19 protein-coding genes are annotated in these 20719 nt (G+C 59.6%); 13 read left to right on the forward strand and 6 right to left on the reverse strand.

What is annotated here, in order from left to right; genetic code table 11:
- Window positions 1-259: 259 nt before the first annotated feature.
- Window positions 260-787: a rhodanese-like domain-containing protein gene (locus J1C59_RS19600; RefSeq protein WP_128084621.1), complete on the reverse strand. Its 528-nt coding sequence runs from the start codon at window positions 785-787 to the stop codon at window positions 260-262.
- Window positions 784-1095: an ArsR/SmtB family transcription factor gene (locus J1C59_RS19605; protein WP_128084622.1), complete on the reverse strand. Its 312-nt coding sequence runs from the start codon at window positions 1093-1095 to the stop codon at window positions 784-786. Before J1C59_RS19605 ends, J1C59_RS19600 begins: the two co-directional genes overlap by 4 nt.
- A 442-nt stretch (window positions 1096-1537) precedes the next feature.
- Here J1C59_RS19605 and J1C59_RS19610 point away from each other — a divergent pair, with 442 nt between their 5' ends.
- The 5 genes from J1C59_RS19610 (at window position 1538) to J1C59_RS19630 (ending at window position 6923) form a co-directional block, all read left to right on the forward strand.
- The gene (locus J1C59_RS19610; RefSeq protein WP_111140984.1) at window positions 1538-2002 is read left to right on the forward strand and encodes a (2Fe-2S)-binding protein; all 465 of its coding nucleotides are present in this window, start codon (window positions 1538-1540) and stop codon (window positions 2000-2002) included.
- A complete protein-coding gene (locus J1C59_RS19615; protein ID WP_128084623.1) occupies window positions 1999-2991 on the forward strand; it encodes an FAD binding domain-containing protein in 993 nt (330 codons plus the stop codon). The genes J1C59_RS19610 and J1C59_RS19615 overlap by 4 nt, the downstream gene beginning before the upstream one ends.
- Entirely contained in the window at window positions 2988-5282 is a 2295-nt protein-coding gene (locus J1C59_RS19620; protein WP_128084624.1) for a xanthine dehydrogenase family protein molybdopterin-binding subunit, read from the forward strand. The genes J1C59_RS19615 and J1C59_RS19620 overlap by 4 nt, the downstream gene beginning before the upstream one ends.
- A gap of 94 nt (window positions 5283-5376) precedes the next feature.
- On the forward strand, window positions 5377-5943 hold the full coding sequence (locus tag J1C59_RS19625; RefSeq protein WP_128084625.1) for a nucleotidyltransferase family protein: 567 nt from the start codon (window positions 5377-5379) through the stop codon (window positions 5941-5943).
- Entirely contained in the window at window positions 5940-6923 is a 984-nt protein-coding gene (locus J1C59_RS19630; RefSeq protein ID WP_140916861.1) for an XdhC family protein, read from the forward strand. The genes J1C59_RS19625 and J1C59_RS19630 overlap by 4 nt, the downstream gene beginning before the upstream one ends.
- Here the strand turns inward: J1C59_RS19630 and J1C59_RS19635 are convergent.
- Window positions 6912-8048 carry an ABC transporter substrate-binding protein gene (locus J1C59_RS19635; RefSeq protein ID WP_128084626.1) on the reverse strand — a complete coding sequence of 379 codons (1137 nt, stop codon included), beginning with the start codon at window positions 8046-8048 and terminating at the stop codon, window positions 6912-6914. The two genes, J1C59_RS19630 and J1C59_RS19635, sit on opposite strands and share 12 nt — an antisense overlap.
- A complete protein-coding gene (locus tag J1C59_RS19640) occupies window positions 8035-10158 on the reverse strand; it encodes a TonB-dependent siderophore receptor (RefSeq protein WP_128084627.1) in 2124 nt (707 codons plus the stop codon). Before J1C59_RS19640 ends, J1C59_RS19635 begins: the two co-directional genes overlap by 14 nt.
- Window positions 10159-10561: 403 nt before the next feature.
- On the opposite strand from J1C59_RS19640, the gene J1C59_RS19645 reads away from it, so the two are divergent.
- The 4 genes from J1C59_RS19645 to rluF all read left to right on the forward strand — a co-directional run bounded on the left by J1C59_RS19645 (window position 10562) and on the right by rluF (window position 15180).
- Window positions 10562-11452: a MurR/RpiR family transcriptional regulator gene (locus J1C59_RS19645; protein WP_128084642.1), complete on the forward strand. Its 891-nt coding sequence runs from the start codon at window positions 10562-10564 to the stop codon at window positions 11450-11452.
- 194 nt (window positions 11453-11646) lie between these two features.
- Window positions 11647-13620: an autotransporter outer membrane beta-barrel domain-containing protein gene (locus J1C59_RS19650; protein WP_128084628.1), complete on the forward strand. Its 1974-nt coding sequence runs from the start codon at window positions 11647-11649 to the stop codon at window positions 13618-13620.
- A 122-nt stretch (window positions 13621-13742) separates the two neighbouring features.
- Window positions 13743-14213 (forward strand): GNAT family N-acetyltransferase, encoded by a 471-nt coding sequence (locus J1C59_RS19655; RefSeq protein ID WP_128084629.1) that lies wholly within the window; start codon window positions 13743-13745, stop codon window positions 14211-14213.
- A gap of 103 nt (window positions 14214-14316) precedes the next feature.
- The gene (gene rluF / locus J1C59_RS19660) at window positions 14317-15180 is read left to right on the forward strand and encodes a 23S rRNA pseudouridine(2604) synthase RluF (protein ID WP_128084630.1); all 864 of its coding nucleotides are present in this window, start codon (window positions 14317-14319) and stop codon (window positions 15178-15180) included.
- A gap of 56 nt (window positions 15181-15236) precedes the next feature.
- On the opposite strand, the gene J1C59_RS19665 is transcribed toward rluF, so the two are convergent.
- Entirely contained in the window at window positions 15237-16295 is a 1059-nt protein-coding gene (locus J1C59_RS19665) for an SDR family oxidoreductase (protein ID WP_128084643.1), read from the reverse strand.
- A gap of 100 nt (window positions 16296-16395) precedes the next feature.
- Here J1C59_RS19665 and J1C59_RS19670 point away from each other — a divergent pair, with 100 nt between their 5' ends.
- Both J1C59_RS19670 and J1C59_RS19675 read left to right on the forward strand, forming a co-directional pair.
- On the forward strand, window positions 16396-17325 hold the full coding sequence (locus tag J1C59_RS19670) for a LysR family transcriptional regulator (protein ID WP_128084631.1): 930 nt from the start codon (window positions 16396-16398) through the stop codon (window positions 17323-17325).
- Between the two features lie 129 nt (window positions 17326-17454).
- Entirely contained in the window at window positions 17455-18126 is a 672-nt protein-coding gene (locus J1C59_RS19675; protein ID WP_128084632.1) for a hypothetical protein, read from the forward strand.
- Between the two features lie 56 nt (window positions 18127-18182).
- Here the strand turns inward: J1C59_RS19675 and J1C59_RS19680 are convergent, their stop codons facing one another.
- Entirely contained in the window at window positions 18183-19034 is an 852-nt protein-coding gene (locus J1C59_RS19680) for a Vmh family MBL fold metallo-hydrolase (RefSeq protein ID WP_128084633.1), read from the reverse strand.
- Between the two features lie 141 nt (window positions 19035-19175).
- Between J1C59_RS19680 and J1C59_RS19685 the strand changes: the two genes are divergently transcribed.
- Together J1C59_RS19685 and J1C59_RS19690 are read left to right on the forward strand one after the other, a co-directional pair.
- The gene (locus tag J1C59_RS19685) at window positions 19176-20054 is read left to right on the forward strand and encodes a LysR family transcriptional regulator (RefSeq protein ID WP_128084634.1); all 879 of its coding nucleotides are present in this window, start codon (window positions 19176-19178) and stop codon (window positions 20052-20054) included.
- 36 nt (window positions 20055-20090) lie between these two features.
- Window positions 20091-20510 carry a bleomycin resistance protein gene (locus tag J1C59_RS19690; RefSeq protein WP_128084635.1) on the forward strand — a complete coding sequence of 140 codons (420 nt, stop codon included), beginning with the start codon at window positions 20091-20093 and terminating at the stop codon, window positions 20508-20510.
- Window positions 20511-20719 lie beyond the last annotated feature (209 nt).

Consider the following 20719-nt stretch of genomic DNA (forward strand, 5'->3'; position numbering starts at 1 on the left):
AGTAACGAACGTCACCTCAATAGCGCTTCACTGACGAGCCAGGCTGGGGCCAGGCCCCCCGGAGCTGATACAACATCAGTCAGTAATGTCGGTTGGTTTTTCCTGGTATTTCCCGTTTCTGCAGTCCGCTGATAATTCTGGCAGCAGAACAACTCTATCGTCATCTTCAGACGTCCGCTTTTCCCTCAACGCTGACCTTCTACAATTTACGATTAAACAGCCGTCTGCTCAGCCTCAACGAGCAATCCAGCATCGCTGACTATTTACTGACTCTGTTCCATGGCATTTTTGACAGTAAATTCGCCATGCCACAGATACCGCTGACGCCTGCAAAAAGTAATCCCGCGCCTGTAAAGCCAGCGAGTAAAAACAGACGGCTGTCTATGCTGTATCCCAGAATAACCCCGGTAAGAATCAGTGTGCCTGCAGCAATCTGAACCTGCCTCATTATCGGCAATGGTTGCTTCCTGTCTTCAGCAACCGGGAGGCTGGCGCGCTTCCAGGCATTAATGCCACCAGCCAGTATCCAGACTGGCACCGGGCCTGCTGCTGCTGCAAGAGCACAGGCGTTCTGAGCCGTCCGACCGCCTGACAGACAGTGAAAAATAACAGGCCGCCCCTCCGGATTGTCTATCTCCTGACCGGCCTGGATAGCGGCCAGAGGAAATGAACGTGCTCCGGGAATATGTTCTCGCCGATATTCTGAGGTATCGCGAATATCAATAAGCAACGCCCCCTGTTCAATCAACGTTTTAGCGTTTTCAGGTGTGACAGATGCCGGACTCATTTGAATTCCTCTGGACAGTAGATCTCTTTAAGCGTGGCGATGACTTTTTTCACCGCCTCATCTTTGATGAAGTAGTGCATGCTTTGCGCCACTCTTTCCGACTCAATTACGCCATCCTCTTTCATTTTTGCCAGGTGCTGAGAAGTTGCCGAGGGTGAAAGGCCGGTCAGCTCACTCAGCTCACCTGAAGAGGTGCCAGGCTTTTCGATAAGCACGCAGAGGATCAGCAGCCGACGGGTGTGACTCATCGACTTAAGCAGGGTGGTTGCACGCGACGCGCTTTCCTGTAACTGCAACGTATTGTTCATCTCTTTATTTTAGTAAAATCTAAATTTAGTAAACACTAAAATAAACCGCGCGGTCACGCAAGCAAAAAAAGGTCAAAAGCCAGCGCGTTCGTTACTCATTCACACCAGATAATCTCCACCGCGTTCTGTTCTCTCGACCCCCCTGTTTGCAGCCCAGCCCGCGCCCCGGATTCAGCTTCGCGGATAGATCGTCATCCGGCCCGGAAGCGGGGCGCTGGCGCGCTTCCATACCACTTTCCGCTTCGGATAACGCTGACTTTTATCAACCTTCCCACCAGATTGCTAAAAAGCTGCTAAACCTTATGACAGAGATACGCGCGTAAAGATTAGGGTTATCACCATTTCCCCGATTTCACTCCCGTCAGAGACACACTAATAAGAATTACATCTTTTAGCCCCCAACAATGGGAAGCAGACAATGTCGGAAAAAATATCGCTAACAATGCAGGTTAATGGCCAGCCGCACCCGATGCAGGTCGATCCCCGGGTCACCTTGCTCGATGCGCTGCGTGAGCATCTCAATCTGACCGGCACCAAAAAAGGGTGCGATCAGGGGCAGTGCGGTGCCTGCACCGTGCTGGTTAACGGCCAGCGGGTGCTGAGCTGCCTGACGCTGGCGGTGCAGGCCGAGGGCGCTGAAGTGACCAGTATCGAAGGGCTGGCCTCCGCAGAGGGTGAACTGCACCCGGTGCAGCGCTGCTTTATGGAAAACGACGCTTTCCAGTGCGGCTACTGCACACCCGGCCAGATCATGTCCGCCGTTGCCTGCATCAAAGAGGGACATGCCGGTTCGGACGATGAGATCCGCGAATATATGAGCGGCAACCTCTGCCGCTGTGGGGCCTATCCGCATATCGTGGATGCCATCAGACAGGCTGCGGCTGAAATGGCGAAGGAGTCCGTATGAATGAGTTCAGCTGGAAGACCGCGCACTCGCCTGAAGAGGCGGCCACTCTGAAGCAGCAGCCAGGCAGTCATCTGCTGGCGGGCGGCACCACACAGCTCGATCTGATGAAGTGCGGCGTCTTTACGCCTCCGCAGTTGATCGGCATTACCGAATTAAGTGCCCTTAAGAGCCTGCAGTTTGATAACCAGAAGATCACCGCCGGTGCGCTGGTCACCATGAGCCAGCTGGCCGAACACCCTGACTGCCAGAAGCTTGCGCCCGCCATTTACGGCAGCCTCTGGCAGGCGGCATCGCCACAGATCCGTAATATGGCGACGCTGGGCGGCAACCTGCGCCAGCGTACCCGCTGTAATTACTACCGCGATCCGGCGACCTTCTCAGCCTGCAACAAACGTCAGCCCGGCTCCGGCTGCGCTGCCCTGGATGGCGTCAACAGCAATCATGCCATTCTGGGTGCCAGCGACAGCTGCATCGCCGTCTATCCCGGCGATCTGGCCGTTGCGCTGGTGGCATTTGACGCCATTGTGGTGCTGCAGAATGGTCAGGGCGACACGCGCCGGGTTGCGATTGAGGATTTCTTCCTGCTGCCGGGCGACACGCCGGATCGCGAACACGATCTGCGCGAGGATGAGATCATCATCGCCATCGAAGTGCCCCAGACGGATGCGCTGCGCCACTCTCATTACCTCAAGGTTCGCGATCGCAGCTCTTATGAGTTTGCGGCAGCCAGTGCGGCTGCGGGCTTCACGCTGGAAAATGGCGTGATGCGTCAGGTGCACATCGCCCTGGGCGGTGTGGCAACCAGACCCTGGCGGGTCAGGTCGGTCGAGCAGGCGCTGGAGGGCCAGCCGTTCAATGAAGAGACGGTGTTCCAGGCCTCAGAGCTGATTACGCAGGAAACGCAGGCGCTGACGCACAACGCTTACAAAGTAAAACTGGCGCCGCGTGTGATTGCACGCGCGCTGATGGCAGCAGGAGAAACGGCATGAGTGACCTGAACGAGACATCACGTCAGGCGTTAACGGAGCCGGCCAGCGCCGTTCAGGGGCTGGGCGCGGCACGCTCGCGCGGTGACGGTAAAGTTAAAGTAACCGGTGAGGCACGCTATGCGGTCGAACATCAGCCGGACAATCCGCTGTATGGCGTGGTGATCCAGTCCACCGTCGCCAGCGGCCGCATCAGCCGCCTGTCCACGGACAGAGCGCAGCAGGCTGCGGGCGTGGTGGCGATCTATACCCATCTCAATCCGCTGAAAATCATCAAACCCACCGCCATTGCGGATGGCGGCGCGGCGCAGTCAACCTACACTCCGATTCAGGACGACAAGATCATTCACAACGGCCAGAACATCGGTCTGGTGGTGGCGGAGACCTTTGAGCAGGCCACCTGGGCCGCCTCGCTGGTGGAGATTGAGTATGAAACCGATGCCGCGCTGATCTTCGCCACCGACGAGGGCGTTGAGCCGAAACCGGTATCGAAGCAGGATATCGACATGGGTGATGCGCAGCAGGCCATGCAGCAGGCCGATGTGCGCCTCAGCGAGCGCTATACCACGCCGCGTGAGTACAACATGCCGATGGAGCCGCACGCCTGCGTGGCGCAGTGGCAGGATGGCCGCATGACCGTCTGGGAACCCAGCCAGTGGGTCGCCGGTGCCCAGGTGGAAATCGCCGAATGGATGGGCATTGATGTCGAAAGCGTGCGGATTATCTCGCCGTATGTCGGTGGCGGATTTGGCTCCAAGCCGGTGCCCTATACGCACGTCGCCCTGGCCAGCGTCGCGTCGCGCGCGCTGAACCGCCCGATCAAAGTGTCGCTGACCCGTCCACAGACCTTTACCGGTCTCGGCGGTCGTCCCGCCACCTCGCAGCAACTGGAGCTGGGCGCCTCGCGTGACGGTAAGATTCAGGCGATCATCCAGCGCAGTTTCAGCGAAACCTCATTAATTGATGTCTTTGCCGAAAACTGCAGCAAGGTCACCGCCCGCATGTATGCGGTGGAAAACGTCTCCGCGCAGCATGAGGTCCGGCCGATTAACACCGTCACGCCAGGCTGGATGCGTGCGCCGGGCGAAAACCCGAGCGCCTTTGGTCTGGAGGTGGCGATGGATGAGATGGCCTATGCGCTCGACATCGATCCGCTGGAACTGCGTCTGCGCAACTGGGCGGACAAAGATTATCAGCTCGACCTGCCGTGGAGTTCACGACGCCTGAAAGAAGCCTACCAGAAAGGGGCTGAGGCCTTTGGCTGGGACCAGCGGATCATGGCGCCGCGCTCGATGCGCGAAGGGCGTGAGCTGATTGGCTGGGGCATGGCTTCGGGCACCTATCCGGTCAACAAGCTGCCGGCTGAGGCAAAAATCATCCTGACGGCCGGGGGCAGATTTATTGTGCAGTGCGCTGGCGCAGATATCGGCACCGGAACCTACACCATTCTGGCGCAGACCGCGGCCGACATCCTGAACGTGGCGTCGACCGCTATCGCGGTGGAGCTGGGGGATACCACGCTGCCGCGCGCGGGTGTGGCCGGGGGATCGCAGCTGGCGGGCAACGTAACTGCCGCCGTGGATGATACCGCCAGACGCATGCGCGACCAGCTGCTGAAGCTGGCCAGCGAACTGCCGCACTCCCCGCTTAAAGGCACGCCGGTTTCAGCGCTGACCTTAGAGCGTGACGGTGTACAGGGGCAGGGCAGTGACGCCCGCCTCACGTTCGCGCAACTGGCCGCCCTGGCGCCAGCGGAAAGTCTCACCGTTAAAGGCGGTACCTTCCCGGAGGAGATGTCGCAGGAAGAACGCGACAAAATGGTGCGTAATCTGAATGACATGAGCCGCCCGGAAAAATTCTCTGCCCACAGCTGGAGCGCGCATTTTGTGGAAGTGCGGGTCGATGAAGATTTCGGCACGATTCGGGTAAAACGGATGGTGGCAGCGCTGGACAGCGGCCGTCTCTATAACCCGAAACTGGCGCGCAGCCAGTGGATTGGCGGGATGATCATGGGCGTCGGCCAGGCGCTGATGGAAGAGGGCATTGTCGATCCGCGTAACGGCCGGGTGATTAACAACAATCTGGCAGATTATCTGGTGCCAGTGAACGGCGATATTCCGGAGATCATCACGATCAACGTCGGTGAGCCGGACTTTGAGGCGACCACGCTGGGCGGCAAACCGGTGGGTGAGCTGGGCATTGTGGGCGTGGCGGCCGCGATCAGTAATGCGGTATTCCATGCAACCGGTAAGCGGGTCCGCGATCTGCCGATTACCCTCGATAAGCTGATCTGATCGGGGGGCTGACCCGTGATGGCGGGTCAGCCTCAGGGGATGCGGGCGCGGACAGGAGTCTGCGCCCGTTTTTTACGCCAGCCGGAGCGAAACAGTGAAGATAGCGTTAATTGTGCTGGCCGCTGGCCTGAGCCGCCGCTTTCAGCAGCAGGGGGGCGGGCATAAACTGCTGGCCGACCTGGACGGCAAACCGGTGCTGCAGCGTACCCTGGAACAGGCCGCCGCAAGCGGACTGGATACCTTTATGGTCACCCGGCCCGATGCCCCGGCGCTGCAGGTGCTCTGCACCCAGGCCACGCTGGTCGTGTGCGACAGCGGCGGGCTGGGTGAGTCCATCGCCGCTGGCGTGCGTGCCAGCCGCCACTATGATGGCTGGCTGATAGCGCTGGGGGATATGCCGTTTGTGGCGCCGGAAAGTTACCGCGCCGTTGGCCGTGCGCTGGCGGAGGCGTCGATAGTCAGGCCGTGGATTGAAGGCAGGCCGGGTCATCCGGTAGGCTTTCAGCGCCACTGCTATCCGACGCTGAGCACCTTACAGGGCGATGCCGGCCCGCAGGCGAAAGTCCGTGCCGCCGCCGTGCGATTACCCCTTCAGGATCGTGGCTGTCTGTGTGACATCGATCTGCTCGCCGATCTGCACTTAATCAAGGAATTTTCATGATAACGCTGGATCAACGTGTCATTAATGCGGCACTCAGCAGTTGTCAGGCAGGCCAGACAGTCTGGCTCTGCACGGTGCTGCGCACCTATGGCTCTTCGCCGCGTGCGCCCGGCACCCTGATGACGGTCAACGAGAGCGGGGAGTATTGCGGTTCGCTGTCGGGCGGCTGCATCGAAGAGGATTTTCTGACGCAGCTGGCGGCGGGTGCCTATCGCGCCAGCAGTCAGCAGGTACGCTATGGCGAAGGCGGGATCCGCCCGGACGTCCGGCTGCCGTGCGGCGGAAGTCTGGAAATTGTCATTGAGTGTCTGCCACCCGACGACGCCACGCGGGCGCTGCTGACGGCGATGCAGGCCGCGCTGCGGGGCGACCAGCCCGTGGTCCGGATTATCCGGCCTGGCGAGCGCGCGCAGTGGGAAGTGATTGCAACCGACAGGCGACTCCCTGCGCTGGAGGTCAGCGAGGAGCAGCTGCTTCTGCCGGTCGGGGCGATCCCGGAATTGCTCATCGCGGGCTACTCTACCGTAGCGCATGAGTGTATCCGGCTCGGGCAGATGCTGGGCTTTCATGTGCGGGTCTGTGAACACCGGCCGGAGAAGCTGGCGGAGCTGGAGACGCATTTCAGCGCGGCGGACAACGTGACGCTGGTTTCACAGCATCCGGCGCGCTGGCTGGAGCTGAACGGGGCGCACGCTGCAGTAGCGATTGTGGCGCTGACGCACGATCCGCGCATCGACGATCTGACGATGATGGAAGCGATCGCCACCCCCGCGTTTTACATCGGCATTATGGGCTCGGCGAAAAACAGCGAGAAACGGCGGGCGCGGCTGCAACAGATCGCCGGTATGGAGAGCCGCGAACTGGACCGCATCCATGCGCCCATCGGCCTGCCTATTGGCAGCAAAACCCCGGCGGAAATTGCGCTGTCGGTGATGGCCGATATTGTCCGGGTGAAAAATGCGGGCCCGTCAGCCGCCTGATGCGACAGTGGAGGGCGGCAGCCGGTAGAGGTAGCTGCCTGACAACGGAATCGGCAGGAATTCACGGAACATCTGCCGCAGGGTCTGCTCAGGATCAACGTCACGGAACAGCTGCGGGTAGAGCGTGGTGGCAAAGAACTCCGTCGCCACGACGTGCCAGGGGCTGAGATAGAAGTTATGCCAGAGGGCAGCGGCGTGGCCGTTGCTGAGCGCCGTCAGCTGCTTCAGCGCGTTCTGCTGTCCCGTCAGCGTCAGCAGGCTCTGCCGGGTCTGCGCCGGGGTAACGGCCGGGCCGAGCTTCAGCGCCCCGGTTTCGTCGGCGCTGCCAGTGCCGGTTGCGAAGTAGAAGTCCGGCTGCGCGGCAATCACGCTCTCCTCACTCAGCCGGCCAAATACCCCTTTAACCTGCTGGCTGGCGATATTCTCCCCACCGGCAAAACGCAGCAGCTCGCCCAGATTTCCGTTCACTGAGGTCACGCAGCATTCGCTGCGTCGCCCCAGATGCAGCTGCAACAGCACGGTGGGTTTCGGGCCGTGATAATGCGCGAGACGTTCACCGATGCGCTGCATATGCGTGCGATAAAACCGGTTAAAGTCAGCGGCCCGCCGGGGCTGGTTGAGTATCTCGCCCAGCAGCGCCATGCTGCGCTCGGTATTTTTCAGCAGCGCGACCCGCAGATCGATCTTCACCACCGGAATGCTGGCCGCCGCGAGCATCTTCTCCAGCAGGAGACTGTTTTCACTGCCGCGCGCCAGCTGGGGCAGGATCACCAGATCGGGTTTCAGGGCGATGACCTTTTCCGGGTTCATGTCGTTGACCCCGTCCAGACCCAGCGCCGGGATCCGGCTGATTTCCGGAAACTGGCGGGCAAAAATATCCCAGGTCTGGGGATCATACTTTTTCAGATCCAGCGGCCAGCCCGCAATGTGCTGCAGCGGATTGCCCGGCGTCAGCAGCGCGACGCTGTAGAGCATCCGGCTCTCACCCAGCACAATGCGCTGCGGATGTTCGGGGATCGTCACCTGGCGACCGGTGATGTCGGTCAGCGTGCGGGCATTCACGCCTGAGGCGATCACCAGGCTGCACAGCAGCAGCGCACGACGCAGCGATTTAAAATTCAACACGGGCCTGTACCATCAGGTTGCGGGTTTCACCTTCACGGACGCGCAGATTGCCGCCGCTTGAACTGTAGTAGTGCTGGTTAAACAGGTTATTGATGTTCAGACGCAGCTGGGTCTTTTCACCGAACAGGCGATTATTCCACGCTACGAAGCTGTCCGCGACAACGTAGTCGGGCAGGGTGAAGCTGTTATCCGGGTCGCCCGCCCGCGTGCCGACATAACGCGCACCGCCGCCCAGCCGCACCGAGCCTGGCACGCCGCTGATCTGCAGCTCATGACTCAGGTAGAGCGCACCGGCATGACGCGGCGCATTCTGCAGGCGATTGCCGTTGTTGTCCGGGTTCACCCTGTCGCTGACGATCTCTGCCTGATCGTAGCTGTAGTTCGCGCTCAGATCCCAGCCGGGGGCGATTTCGCCATTCAGCTCCACTTCCGCCCCGGTGGAACGGGCCTTGTCGATGGGCCGCGTGCTGCCATTGATATTCAGCGACATCGCTTTCTCATCGATCCGGTAGAGCGCCAGGGTGGCGAACAGTTTCGGTGAGAGCTGCCATTTACTGCCCACTTCCCAGCTGGTGCCCTGTTCCGGCTTACCGACATTGCCCTCATCATCCACATCGGTTGATGGCGTAAACGACTTGCTGACACTGGTATAGAACGACAGGTCAGGGGTAAATTTGTAGATCACACCGGCCTGCGGCAGAAACTTGTTGCCCTCGTCGTTCAGGGTTTCCACCTGCGGATTAAAACCGCGCGAGGCGCGCTGCTCATAGTGCTGATAACGGCCGCCCAGTACCAGGATCCAGTCGGATGAGAGCGAAATGCTGTCTTTGGCATAGAGCGATCGGCTATGAATACGGTTCAGGTTATTGGCGGCGGCGCTGTTTTCCGTGCTGGCGTCCGTAATGGGGGAGAGCTGATCATACGCCGGAGAGAAGAAATTAAACTGGCGATTCACCCGGCCCTGATACTGATGGGCACGGTAAGTCTGGTTCATCTCATAGTCGGAGCCCACCACGAGCGCGTGTGACATCCCCAGCAGCTCCGGGTTGCCCAGCAGATCCCAGCTTACATACTTCGTTTTATGGTTAAATCCGCGGTTGGCGTCGGCGCGACGGGTGACCACGCCGCTGCTGGCATTGACCGCCGTGACCCGCACCTCGTTGTTATCATAACGACGCTGGTTCCAGCCCAGCGTCAGGCGGGTGCGCCATTCGTCATTAAACTGCCACTCATAATTCGCATTCAGGGTCTTGTTATGGCCCCAGGCGTGATTGGCCTTGTCATCCAGACGCGATGTGTAATCGAGATCGACAGGCTTGCCGCCGATAAAGGCCGTGCCGCGATCGTAAGGAATATCGTAGCGGTAGTCGGCGTAGCTGATCAGGAAGCTCGCCTGCTCGCCATACCACTGCAGCGACGGGGCGACCAGGGTGTGCTCGTCGCTGCCGAAATTGCGCCAGTAATCCTGATTCTGTTTTTCGGCGATCAGCCGGAAAGCAAACCCGTTGCCCAGCGGCCCGGTGACGTCCAGGGTGCCTGCGCCGCCGCCCTCGCTGGCGTAACGTCCGGCGACGCTGGAGTGCCAGCTGTACTGCGGTTTTTTGCTGACCACATTAATCACGCCGCCCGGATTCTGAATGCCATACAGCAGGGAGGAGGAGCCTTTCAGCACCTCAACCCGCTCGGTGGTGGCATCGAAATTCAGTCCCTGGCTGCTGCGGATGCCATCGCGGTAAATCGACCCATCCGCGTTGCTGCCAAATCCGCGCCGCACGAAGCCATCCTCCGTTCCGGCCAGGGTGTTGGCTTCGGCGACGCCGCTGACAAAGCGCATCGCATCCGCCAGCGAGCTGGCCTGATAATCTTCCAGCTGCTGCTGCGTGACCACGCTGACCGACTGCGCCTCATCGAGCCGCGCCGTGGGCATTTTACTGGCGACGCTGCTCTCGCTGGCGCTATAACGGCCATCTTCACCGGCATTCGCGGTCACCGTCATATCGGATGAACTGTCGGTGGCGGCATAAACCTGCGGCAGAGTAAGGCTGCTGAGGATCGCCAGCGCAAGGGCGGAGTAACGAGCCGGACAACGGATAGCTGAACTGTTTTTCATTTTTCTTTTCGTTTCTGAAGCGATTAATGCGCCGTATCACAGGCCATCTGCGATACAGGGCGATCCTGGAGGTTGCTGCAACGGGCAGCCACGTAATCAGAGAGCGGATGCGTCCGGGAAACCCTGTCCGGACGACAATACTTCTCATCTGTAATTGAGAATCATTCAATCATCAGCTAATGTAGTAGTAAACAAAATTTGCGGTAATTTGACTACATTTCACGGGCAAGTTGTAATGCATGGATTTTATATCCGGCCGGATTTAACAACCTGAATTTTCAGTATATTAAAAGCATGGGTGCTTTGAATAATGCGCTAAATCCCTGTCATCAGCAGGTGTAAGAGAAAAGAGACTGGCACGGTGACTACATTTTTCAGCCTGAAAACCGACAGCGGGGAGAGCATGAAACAGAACAGAGCAGTGAAAAACAGGGTGGATGTCCTGGCGGAGCGTCTGCGTGCGCGCGAAAAACAGCTCTCGCCGCGCCTGCTGGCGGTGGCGCGCTATCTCGATCAGCATCGGGAAACGGTGCTGGAGAGCACCGCAATGGAGATCGCACAGACGAACCACACCTCGGATGCCACGGTGATCCGTGCCATTCAGGCGCTGGGCTTCAGCGGCCTGCGGGATCTTAAACAGACTCTGAAAGCCTGGTTTGGCCCGTCGCTGACCTCCGAAGATAAGATGATCACTACCGTCAGCGAGGTGACCAGCGATGTGAACAGTGCCATCGATTTTGTGCTTCAGGGCCACCGGCACGCCTGCGAGATCCTGTCGCAGCCGCAGAACCGGAGCGCGGTCGCCGATGCGGTTGCCCTGCTGGGCGAAGCGCGTCAGGTCGCTATCTTCGGCATCAACGCGTCGGGCATTCTGGCCGACTACAGCGTGCGGCTGCTGAACCGGATTGGGCTGCCCGCCTTTTCCCTGAACCGTGCCGGCATCGCCCTGGCGGAGCAGATGCTGGCGTTACAGCGTGGGGATGTGCTGATCATGATGGCGCAGCAGTCGGCGCACCGGGAAGGGACGACCGTGGTGCGCGAGGCGAAGCGGCTGGACATCCCGATTATTCTGCTGACCAACGCCACCGACTCCTTTTTTGCCCGCGAGGCGAACGTGATGATCACCGTACCGCGCGGCGGCGAGAAGGGACGCATTCCGCTGCACGGCACGATCATGGTCTGTCTGGAGATGCTTATCCTGTCGGTGGCCTCGACGCTGCCACAGCGGACGGTTAAGACGATGAAACGACTGCAGGATCTCTACCGCGGACTGAAACCCGCCGGCAAAAAGTAATCTTTATCTTCACTGCGTAACAGCGGCTTCTGTTGCACGCGACGGGGCCGCATTAACGCAAATTTTCCCGCTTTGCGAGCGCGATCGCGCCTTTTAAGCCGTCAATTTTTCAGGACGACTACGCTTACAGCGTGCTGATCCCTGAGGGCAGCGCAGACCTTTTTCCTTTCCTTTTGATTTGTGCGGAGCTGCTGATGAAACCCCTTCACGCGCAATACCTTTTCTGCTGTGCCACGCTGAGCCTGCTGTCGCCGCTGCCTGCGGCGGCCTGGGACAACCTGACCGTCTTTGGTGATAGCCTGAGTGACGGCGGAAACGTCGGACGTTATACCTATGATGGCGCGACCCATCCGCTCTATGACGAGATTGTGGCGCAGTCGCTGGGCGAGACCCTGCGGCCTTCATCGCAGGGCGGGCGCAACTATGCGGAAGGCGGCGCCGTGGCGGTGCCCGCGATCGACCCCCTGTTTAACACCCAGGATCAGCTCGCGGACTACCTCGCAGCGCGTGGCGGGCGGGCCGACCCGGACGGGCTCTATATTCACTGGATTGGCGGCAACGATTTAGCCGCGGCGGCGTTATCGCCCCTGACCGCCCGGCAGATTGTGGACAACAGCGCCAGCGCCGCGGCCCTGCAGGTCAGCCAGTTGCTGAATGCCGGAGCCGGAACGGTCATTGTGCCGACGGTGCCGAACGTAGGCGCAACGCCTGCACTGCTGCAGGCGATTCTGCAGGTGCTGGGGCCAGCGGCACAGCCTGCCACGGCGGCGCTGTTTCAGTCGCTGAGCACCGCCACTACGGCGGATCGTGCCGCCAGGCAACAGGCGATTGAGACCGCACTGAGCGAGGCGGCGGGACAGATTTCCCCGATCCCGCTGATTCGCGATGCGATTGCGCAGCAGCTGATCGCCGCCTGGCAACTGCTCAGCCAGCAGGCCGCGCTCCTCACCGATCGCTACAATCAGATGGAGGAGCAGGGGCTGGTGGCCGCAGGCGGTAACATCGCCCGCGTGGATATCAATGGGCTGTTTAATGAAGTGATCGACAACCCCGGCCTGTATGGCCTCAGCAACACTGCCGGTATGGCCTGCCCGCCGGGCGTCTCTGCAAAGGACTGCACCAGCGCAACGCCGGGATTTTCTCAGGCGCAGCAGTATCTGTTTGCTGACCGCCTGCACCCCAGCCCGGCGGTTCATGCGCTGATTGCTGACTATGTCCTGTCGGTGCTGAATGCGCCGCTGCAGGTGGCGGCGCTGAGTCAGGCTCCCGCTATGCTGGTGGGCGATGCGCACAACACGCTGGATGGTCACCTGCAGCAGCAGCGTCATCAACCCGCCGACGCGGGAGACGTCACGATGTTTGGCGGCTATGCCGGACAGCGGCGTGATTTTCGCGGCGACAGCCTGCAGGATGGCGATGCCACCAGCGCCACCGGCACCGTGGGTGTGGGCTATCAGCTCAGCGATAACTGGCAGGCGGGTGCGATGCTCTCGACCACCTCTGAGCGCCAGCAACCCTCGTCGCGCTTTGATTACCGCCTGCGCGGCAACATGGTGGCGCTCTGGAGTCAGTTCAGCCATCCCGATGGCGGATGGATTAACGCGGATATCCACTATGCCGATCTCGATTTTGATCACATCGCGCGTCAGGTCCGGCTGGGACCGGCAACCCGCACCGAAAAGGGCAGCAGCAACGGCAGCCTGATGGGCATGCGGCTCCAGACCGGCTGGGATCTGCCGCTGGGCCGCTATGTCTCCACCGGCCCGATGGCCAGCTATGCGCTCGACTATACCCAGGTCGATGGCTATAAAGAGGCGGGGAACAGCAGTACGGCGATGCGCTTTGGCGATCAGACCCTGCATTCACAGATCGGCTCGCTGGGCTGGCGCATCGACACCCAGGCCCTGCCGGTCAATCCCTGGGCGCAGGTGAGCTATAACCATCAGTTCGGCGATAGCGAGTCGGCCGTGACCGCCGGGCTGAAATCGACCCGCACCGCCTTTACCCGCCGCAGCAGTTCCCGTGATGATAACTGGATTGCTATGGCCGCTGGCGCAAGCGTGCCGCTCGGCACGTCGGTCAATGCGTTCGCGGGCGTCTCGACGGTGGCGGGCAACAGTGATACGCATCAGGTGAGCTGGAATGTCGGGCTGAACGCCCGTTTCTGATCGCGCTGAGCGTGGGCCGTCGCGGCAGGAAGAAATCGCGACGGCGCATGTGTCAGGCCGCTGCAGAAGCCCGAAAGACAATGTGATAACGTAGCGGTCACGTTTCCGGGCCGGAGAGCAGCATGATTGTCAGACAGGCGTCACCCGAAGAGGCATACCGTTTATGGCATATCCGCAATCTTGCCATCCGTCATGGCTGTAAGCAGGTCTATCCCGCGGATGTTATCGCCGCCTGGACGCCGGACAGGATGCCGGTCAGCTTTCCCGCCATGATCCGCGAGAATCCGTTTTTTGTGATCGACGGCCCTGACGGGGAACCGGTCTCCACCGGCGCGCTCGATCTCGCCGCCGCCAGCGTCGAAGCGATTTTCACGCGGCCGGATTGCACCGGGCAGGGCATGGCGGGGCTGATCCTCGACACCCTCAAAGCGGAGGCACGCCAGCGTGGCTATCCGCAGCTGACGCTGGCGTCGACGCCAAATGCGGTCAGTTTTTATCAGCGGCACGGCTTCCGGGCGCTGGGTGAAAGTCTCTATCCTTCAAAGCTGGCGGGCAGCGATCTGCGCTGTATGGAGATGGCGATTGCGCTGTGAACGTCTGCGGTCATGCGGCGGGCCAGGCCGGGCAAAAGTTTCCCGTGCAAAGGCTTCGCAAGCCCCCGCCGGTAAGGTATAGTCCGCGTTTTTTGGAGGAATCATGCTGACTGGCTCATCAACTCGTCTCAACAAATACATCAGCGAGAGCGGTATCTGCTCCCGTCGCGACGCCGATCGTTTCATCGAGCAGGGCAACGTTTTCATTAACGGCAAACGCGCTACTGTGGGCGCGCAGGTGTTTGCAGGCGATGTAGTGAAGGTCAATGGTCAGCTTATCGAACCGCGCGACGAAGACGACCTGGTGCTGATTGCCCTGAACAAGCCGGTGGGGATTATTACGACGATGGAAGAGGGCGAACGCGATAACATCAGCGATTTCGTCAACCACAGCAAACGCGTCTTCCCGATTGGCCGGCTCGACAAAGATTCCCAGGGCCTGATTTTCCTCACCAACCACGGCGATCTGGTCAATAAGATCCTGCGCGCCGGGAACAATCACGAAAAAGAGTATGTGGTCACGGTGGACAAACCGATCACCGATGAGTTTATCGCCGGGATGGGTGCAGGCGTGCCGATGCTGGGCACGGTCACTAAAAAGTGCAAAGTCAAAAAGGAAGCGCCGTTTGTCTTCCGCATCACCCTGGTGCAGGGGCTGAATCGGCAGATCCGTCGCATGTGTAAACATTTTGGCTATGAAGTGACGAAGCTGGAACGCACGCGCATCATGAACGTCAATCTCAGGGGATTACCGCTGGGTGAATGGCGCGATCTGACCGACGACGAACTGATTGAACTGTTTAAACTGCTGGAAAACTCCTCGTCAGAAGATAAACCCGCAAAGAAAGCGAAAGCCCCGGCCAGAAAACCGCAGAAAAGTGCGGCAAAACCGGCGGAGAAAGCGGACGCCAGCGGCGCTTCCCGCAAGCGTTTTGCTCAGCCCGGACGGAAGAAAAAAGGACGCTAATCCTGACCGGACGCAGAGGCGAAACGGGTGCTCTGCGTCAGCACCCTATGCAGGCGTTACGGAATGATGCGCGCCGCCCTGAAGCGGGCAAACAGATCGCAGAACATCTCATCGGTGGCGCGATACCCGTTAAAGCCGGCTCGCCGGATCCGGCTGCCATCCGCGAACATGTCGTAGTCCCAGCCAAAAACAAAATCTGCAAAGGTCCCGTCGCTGAGCGCCAGAATATCCGGCTGAACCAGGGCGCTCTCGGCGGCGATTTGCTGCCATAACGCACGATAATCCCGAAACATCTGACGAAACGACAGGGAAACCGGCGGTGCGATCTCCAGTTCAAACCAGCCTGCGATGACTGGCCAGAGTTCGCTCCAGCGCCAGAGATCGCCATTGTTAATATTGAATGCCTGATTTCGCGCGTTGGGTGAGCGCGCCGCCCAGATTGTCGCCCCGGCCAGCAGGCTCGCATCCGTAAAATCGATCATGCTGTGCCAGGTTTCGGCCGATCCCGGAAACCGAAACGGCAGCCGCGTTTTACGGCAAATTGATGCATAGAGCGCCAGGCTCAGCGCCAGATTCATGCTGTTGCCGGGCCGATCGCTGCCGACCACGCCGGGCCGGGGCGCACTCCAGTACCAGGCTTTACCCTGTTGCTGAGCAGTAAGCCAGTTCAGCTGGGCGGCGTTAAATTCGGCACCCGGCACGCCGGGATCGCTTTCCCGAGCAGGCGTTTTAAACCGGCCGAGATGGGCGCCATAGACTTTATATCCCTGCATCAGGCTGACGTGCTCAAGGGGCGCGATAGCTTCCACTCCCCGAACCAGATTCTGCAGCATCGTCAGATTAGGTCCAGCCATCGCCGCCCAGTCAGCGCCATTCAGCCAGGCGCTGTAGAAGAGATGTGTGACGCTGGTGAGGGAGGCAAGCCGGTGCTCACTCTGTTGCCTGTCCAGCAGATCCACCTCCAGCGTCTCAGTGCCGCCTGTGTCACAGGCAGAACGATGCGTCAGCGCGATGACCTGCCACTTATCAGCCACCAGCGCCCGAGTCAGTTGCTGACCTACCGTGCCGCTGGCACCGGCTATCAGCGCAACCTTCTTATTCTGTGTCGTTGTCATCATGTTTACCCTGTCAGAAGAGGCGATGTCGCATTCTCACCTGCGTTTATTTCTGATTAAATCCCCTGAAACCGATGTCACTTATCAGGAAAAAAGATAAATGCAGAATAAACTGACGGCCATTCAGACCTTCATCCGTGTGGCTGAAGCGGGATCTTTTTCATCAGCCGCGCGGCAAAATGGCATGAAGCAGTCAGCGGTGAGTCAGCAAATCGCCGCGCTGGAAGAGGCATTAGGCGTGGTCCTGATACATCGCACGACACGAACTATGGCGCTGACGGAAAAGGGCCAGCATTATCTGCAGCAGGTCAGGCACCTGCTGGGCGCAATGGAAGAGCTGGAGCAGCAGTTACAACCTGAAGCACTGCCACTTCGGGGCGGAGTGCATATTCAGCTGCCGAGTGGCATAGGGCAGCGTCTGATGCCGCATCTGCTTTCATTTCAGCAGGCCCACCCTGGGCTGCATCTGAACATATCGCTTGAGGATCGGCTGTCAGATCTTATCGCGGAGGGTGTGGATGTGGCGATTCGTCTTAGCGAGTCACCTCCCGCCGCGCTCGCTGCCCGTCAGCTGGCTACCGTTGAAACTGTGCTGGTGGCCTCTCCTGACTGGCTGGCGCGGAACGGCCTCCCGCAGGCACCCGAGGAGCTACAGCGTCATCCCCATATCCGTTTTAACGGCGTATCGCCTGAGGCGCCGCTGCACCTGGTGTCGGAAACAGGACGGATATCAGTGTCCGTCGGGTCCGTGCTGCGCTCCAACAACAGTGATGCGCTCATGAAGGCGCTGGAAGCCGGATTAGGTATCGGCGGATTACAGACCCTGATTGGCGCAGAGGCGCTCTCATCCGGCAGGCTGGTAAGGATCCTGCCCGACTGGCGACTCCCGGACCGCTATCTTTATGCCGTTTTCCCCGATGCCCGATTCATTTCCGAAAAGGTCCGGCGACTGGTCACACAATTGCGTGAAGCCATCGTTCAGGGCCACATCAACATGCCCGCTGACGATGGGCGGGTAAGCGCTGACTGAAATCAACGCAGCTTCCCCCATCACATTATGCCGCTGGCCACTGCGGCGCGACCACATTCAGAACAACGACACTTTTCACCCCGATCAGGGCGTGGCAGGATAAGCGCAATCTATCAAGGAGTGTGCCTGATGTTACTGAAAGGTATGAACGATCCGCTGCTGAAAGCGTATCAGCATCCCAAATCACGGTTGATGATCAGCCGTTTCAGGGGGCTGGCGGGGGATCGACGACTCAGTGACTGGCAGGCGTTCACCATTCTGGTCACCGGCTTCACCAACTACTGGTATGTTCAGGCCGGTCACTACCGCATCAACGTCACGCTGACCAAAACCCGCCAGTTCGACTTTCTGCAGGACTTTCTGCATTTCACGGTCACGCTGGATGGATTGCTAGGCGATGAGCACTTCCGCAGTCCGGACTTTGTCCTGCCGCATTACGACGTGCCCTATGAATTCTGCCGCTGGCGCAACAAGCGTGGCTATGACGCGCTGACCACCTACGTCAGTAAACAGGGGGTGAAGTCGCATAAAGGGATATTCGTCGCGGCGGAGGGCGCCTCCCCGGAGGAGAAGGTAATGAAATGGGAGGGCGTGGTGAACGTCTATGACAAAGCCTTTTTCAGTATGACCAACTTTAACACCACGCAGGCATTCCTGATCAAAGACATCACGAAGGCGATTCAGGAGGGATTACTGAAGAACCTGAGTTTCTATCGCGATCTCTATGATTATATTTTCCCGACGCCCGCTGAGGCCCGGCTACAGGCGCGTGACGACAGGCGCTCCCTGGCAAAACGGTAGCGCCTGCTGTATGTCAGGTGCGGCTCAGCGCCGCAGCCGCGTCACAGATCCCGCGCCTACCATTTCATCTCGCCGGTATTCACTTTCGCGCTGAGTTCCAGCGATCCCGGTTCGGCCAGATCTGGCCAGGCCTGCGTCATGTCAGCAATCACCGCATCAGACTTTTTGTGCCGGGACAGCGCCTTCTCAAAACTCTGCAGGTAGCTGAGCGTGAAATCGACCGCCTGCGAGCCGGCAGGGCGCGCACCCAGATAGTGACCCGGAATCACATTCCTGGCCTTCAGCCCCTGCATCTCGGTCAGGACATGCCGCCACGCTGCGCGGCTCTCCGCGCTCTGCGTGTCCGCTGTCCAGACGTGAATGCCGGAGGAGAGCGCCGTGCCGCCCAGAATCGTGCTCACCGAAGGGATCCAGATATAGGCGGCGTACTGGTCAGGATGACGCAGCTCCAGCACTTCACCATCGATGCTGAAGCGGGTCTGATGCGTCACATCGGGCAGGAAGAGTTTATCCGGCGCGCCCTCTTTCATCTGCGGGCCCCAGTATTTCAGCTTGGCGTCGTGGGTCTGCTGGATATGCTTCACGACGGCGGGTGCGGCCACCACCTTCACATCCGGCCAGGCTTTCATGATCGGCTGCAGGCCAAAGTAGAAGTCAGGATCGCCAGAGGTAATCACGATCTCCTTGAGCTTTTTATTGCTCTTCTTAATCATCTCCACCAGCTTCTCGCCATCCTGGATGCTGAACTGGGCATCGAACAGAATCGCTTCGGTTGGGCCGGAAACCAGCGTGGAGGAGACGGGGAAGATCGCGTTCGTCTGGGGGTTATAGGTTTCCAGCTGCAGCGTGGCTGCACCGGCGGCAGAGGAAGCCAGCATCAGCATGGCAGGGTAGATCAGCGTTTTCATCGTAACTCCTCAGAGGGTATGGCCCGGTTCAGTCAGCGGCCGGGCACGTTCGCATGTCAGTGGTGCTATTTTACGCATCTGTTTATCTGTTAGAATTCCCGCAATCGGAGATGCTGAGTTTCATAATTCGGGCAGGTGAGAGTGGACAGAGTTACGGCGGCCGCCGTGTTTAACCGCATATGTGAACTGGGTAGCCTGAGCGCGGCTTCACGCGCGCTCGGGATTTCCCGGCCAATGGTCAGCCGCTATCTGGAAGAGATGGAAAAGTGGGCCGGAACCCGCCTGCTGCATCGGTCGTCGCGCCGGCTGACCCTGACGCCCGCCGGAGAAGCGATCCTGCAAAAGACCCGGCAGCTGGCCGTGCTCTCCGAGGCGATAGAGCAGGAAACCACCCAGGGGATCCCGGCGGGGACGCTGCGCATCGCCTGCGCCCACTTTACCGCGCTGCATCTTGTCGGTCCGGCGATCCCCGATTTTCTCGCCCGCTATCCGGCGCTGCGCATCGAACTGGACATTAACAATCAGCCGGTCAGCCTGATCGGTGAACGGATCGACCTTGCTATCCGCATCACCGATGCGCCTGAGCCAGGCGCGATTGCCCGCCGGCTCGGCGAGTGCTGCTCGGTACTCTGCGCCTCCCCCGACTATCTGCTACAGTACGGCACGCCGCAGACGCCTGGCGACCTCTCTGAACATAACTGCCTCTACTACAGCCGCTTTGCCGGGCAAAGCTGGCACTTTACGACAGCAGCCGGGGAGAAGGTGGCGGTCGCCGTCAGGGGGAATTTCAGCGCCGGTATCTCATCGCTGTTGTGTGAGGCGGCGATTGCACATTGCGGCATTGCGATGGTTCCGGAGCAGGAGGCGCGACAGGCGCTGGCGGCCGGGAAACTGGTCAGACTGTTGCCAGACTATGAGCCGCAACGCATCGGCATCTGGGGGCTCTATCTGTCGCGCGAGCATCAGTCTGCCGCGCTGCGTCTGATGCTGGATGAACTGCAGACCCGACTCCGCGACTGAACACCATTGCGGGCGCCACTGAAAAAAGGACGTTTTATGACTAACGAACAGGAACAGGACTGGAACCCGATGGTGCCGGAACTTACCGTCACAGACTTTGCCACGTCGTTCCGTTTCTATACCGAAATTCTGGGCTTTGAGGCGAGGATCGTTCGTCAGCAGCCCGATTTTGCTTACCTCTGTTACGGGCGGGCACAGCTGATGATTGAGGCGTGGCACCCGCAGGGCTGGAACACCGGCGGACTGAGCTGGCCGCTGGGCCGGGGCGTCAATTTCCAGATCGAAGTGGATGATATCGGGGGGGTGTTGCGACGGCTGGAGCAGCACGAGGTCGCGCTCTTCCGTGGGTTACGCGACAGCCACTATGACATCGGCGGGACCACCGCCTGTCAGCGGGAGTTTCTGGTTCAGGATCCGGACGGTTATCTGTTGCGCTTCAGTCAGTTTCTGGAATAAGCGGTAACCCTGTCTGGAACGATTGATGATAATTCATGATACGACACAGGGAGCACGACTTCCTGAAAGCCTTTGCCGCATACTAATAAAATAACCGGAATGAGACTGGGGTTTTGACATAGAATATAGCACTTTTCATCCTGTTTATATTCCGCGTTCATGTCACGTAGAATCAACAGGCTGAGCGTTTTTTTATATTCAAACCTGAG

The organism is Pantoea deleyi, from assembly GCF_022647325.1.
Classification (GTDB): domain Bacteria; phylum Pseudomonadota; class Gammaproteobacteria; order Enterobacterales; family Enterobacteriaceae; genus Pantoea; species Pantoea deleyi.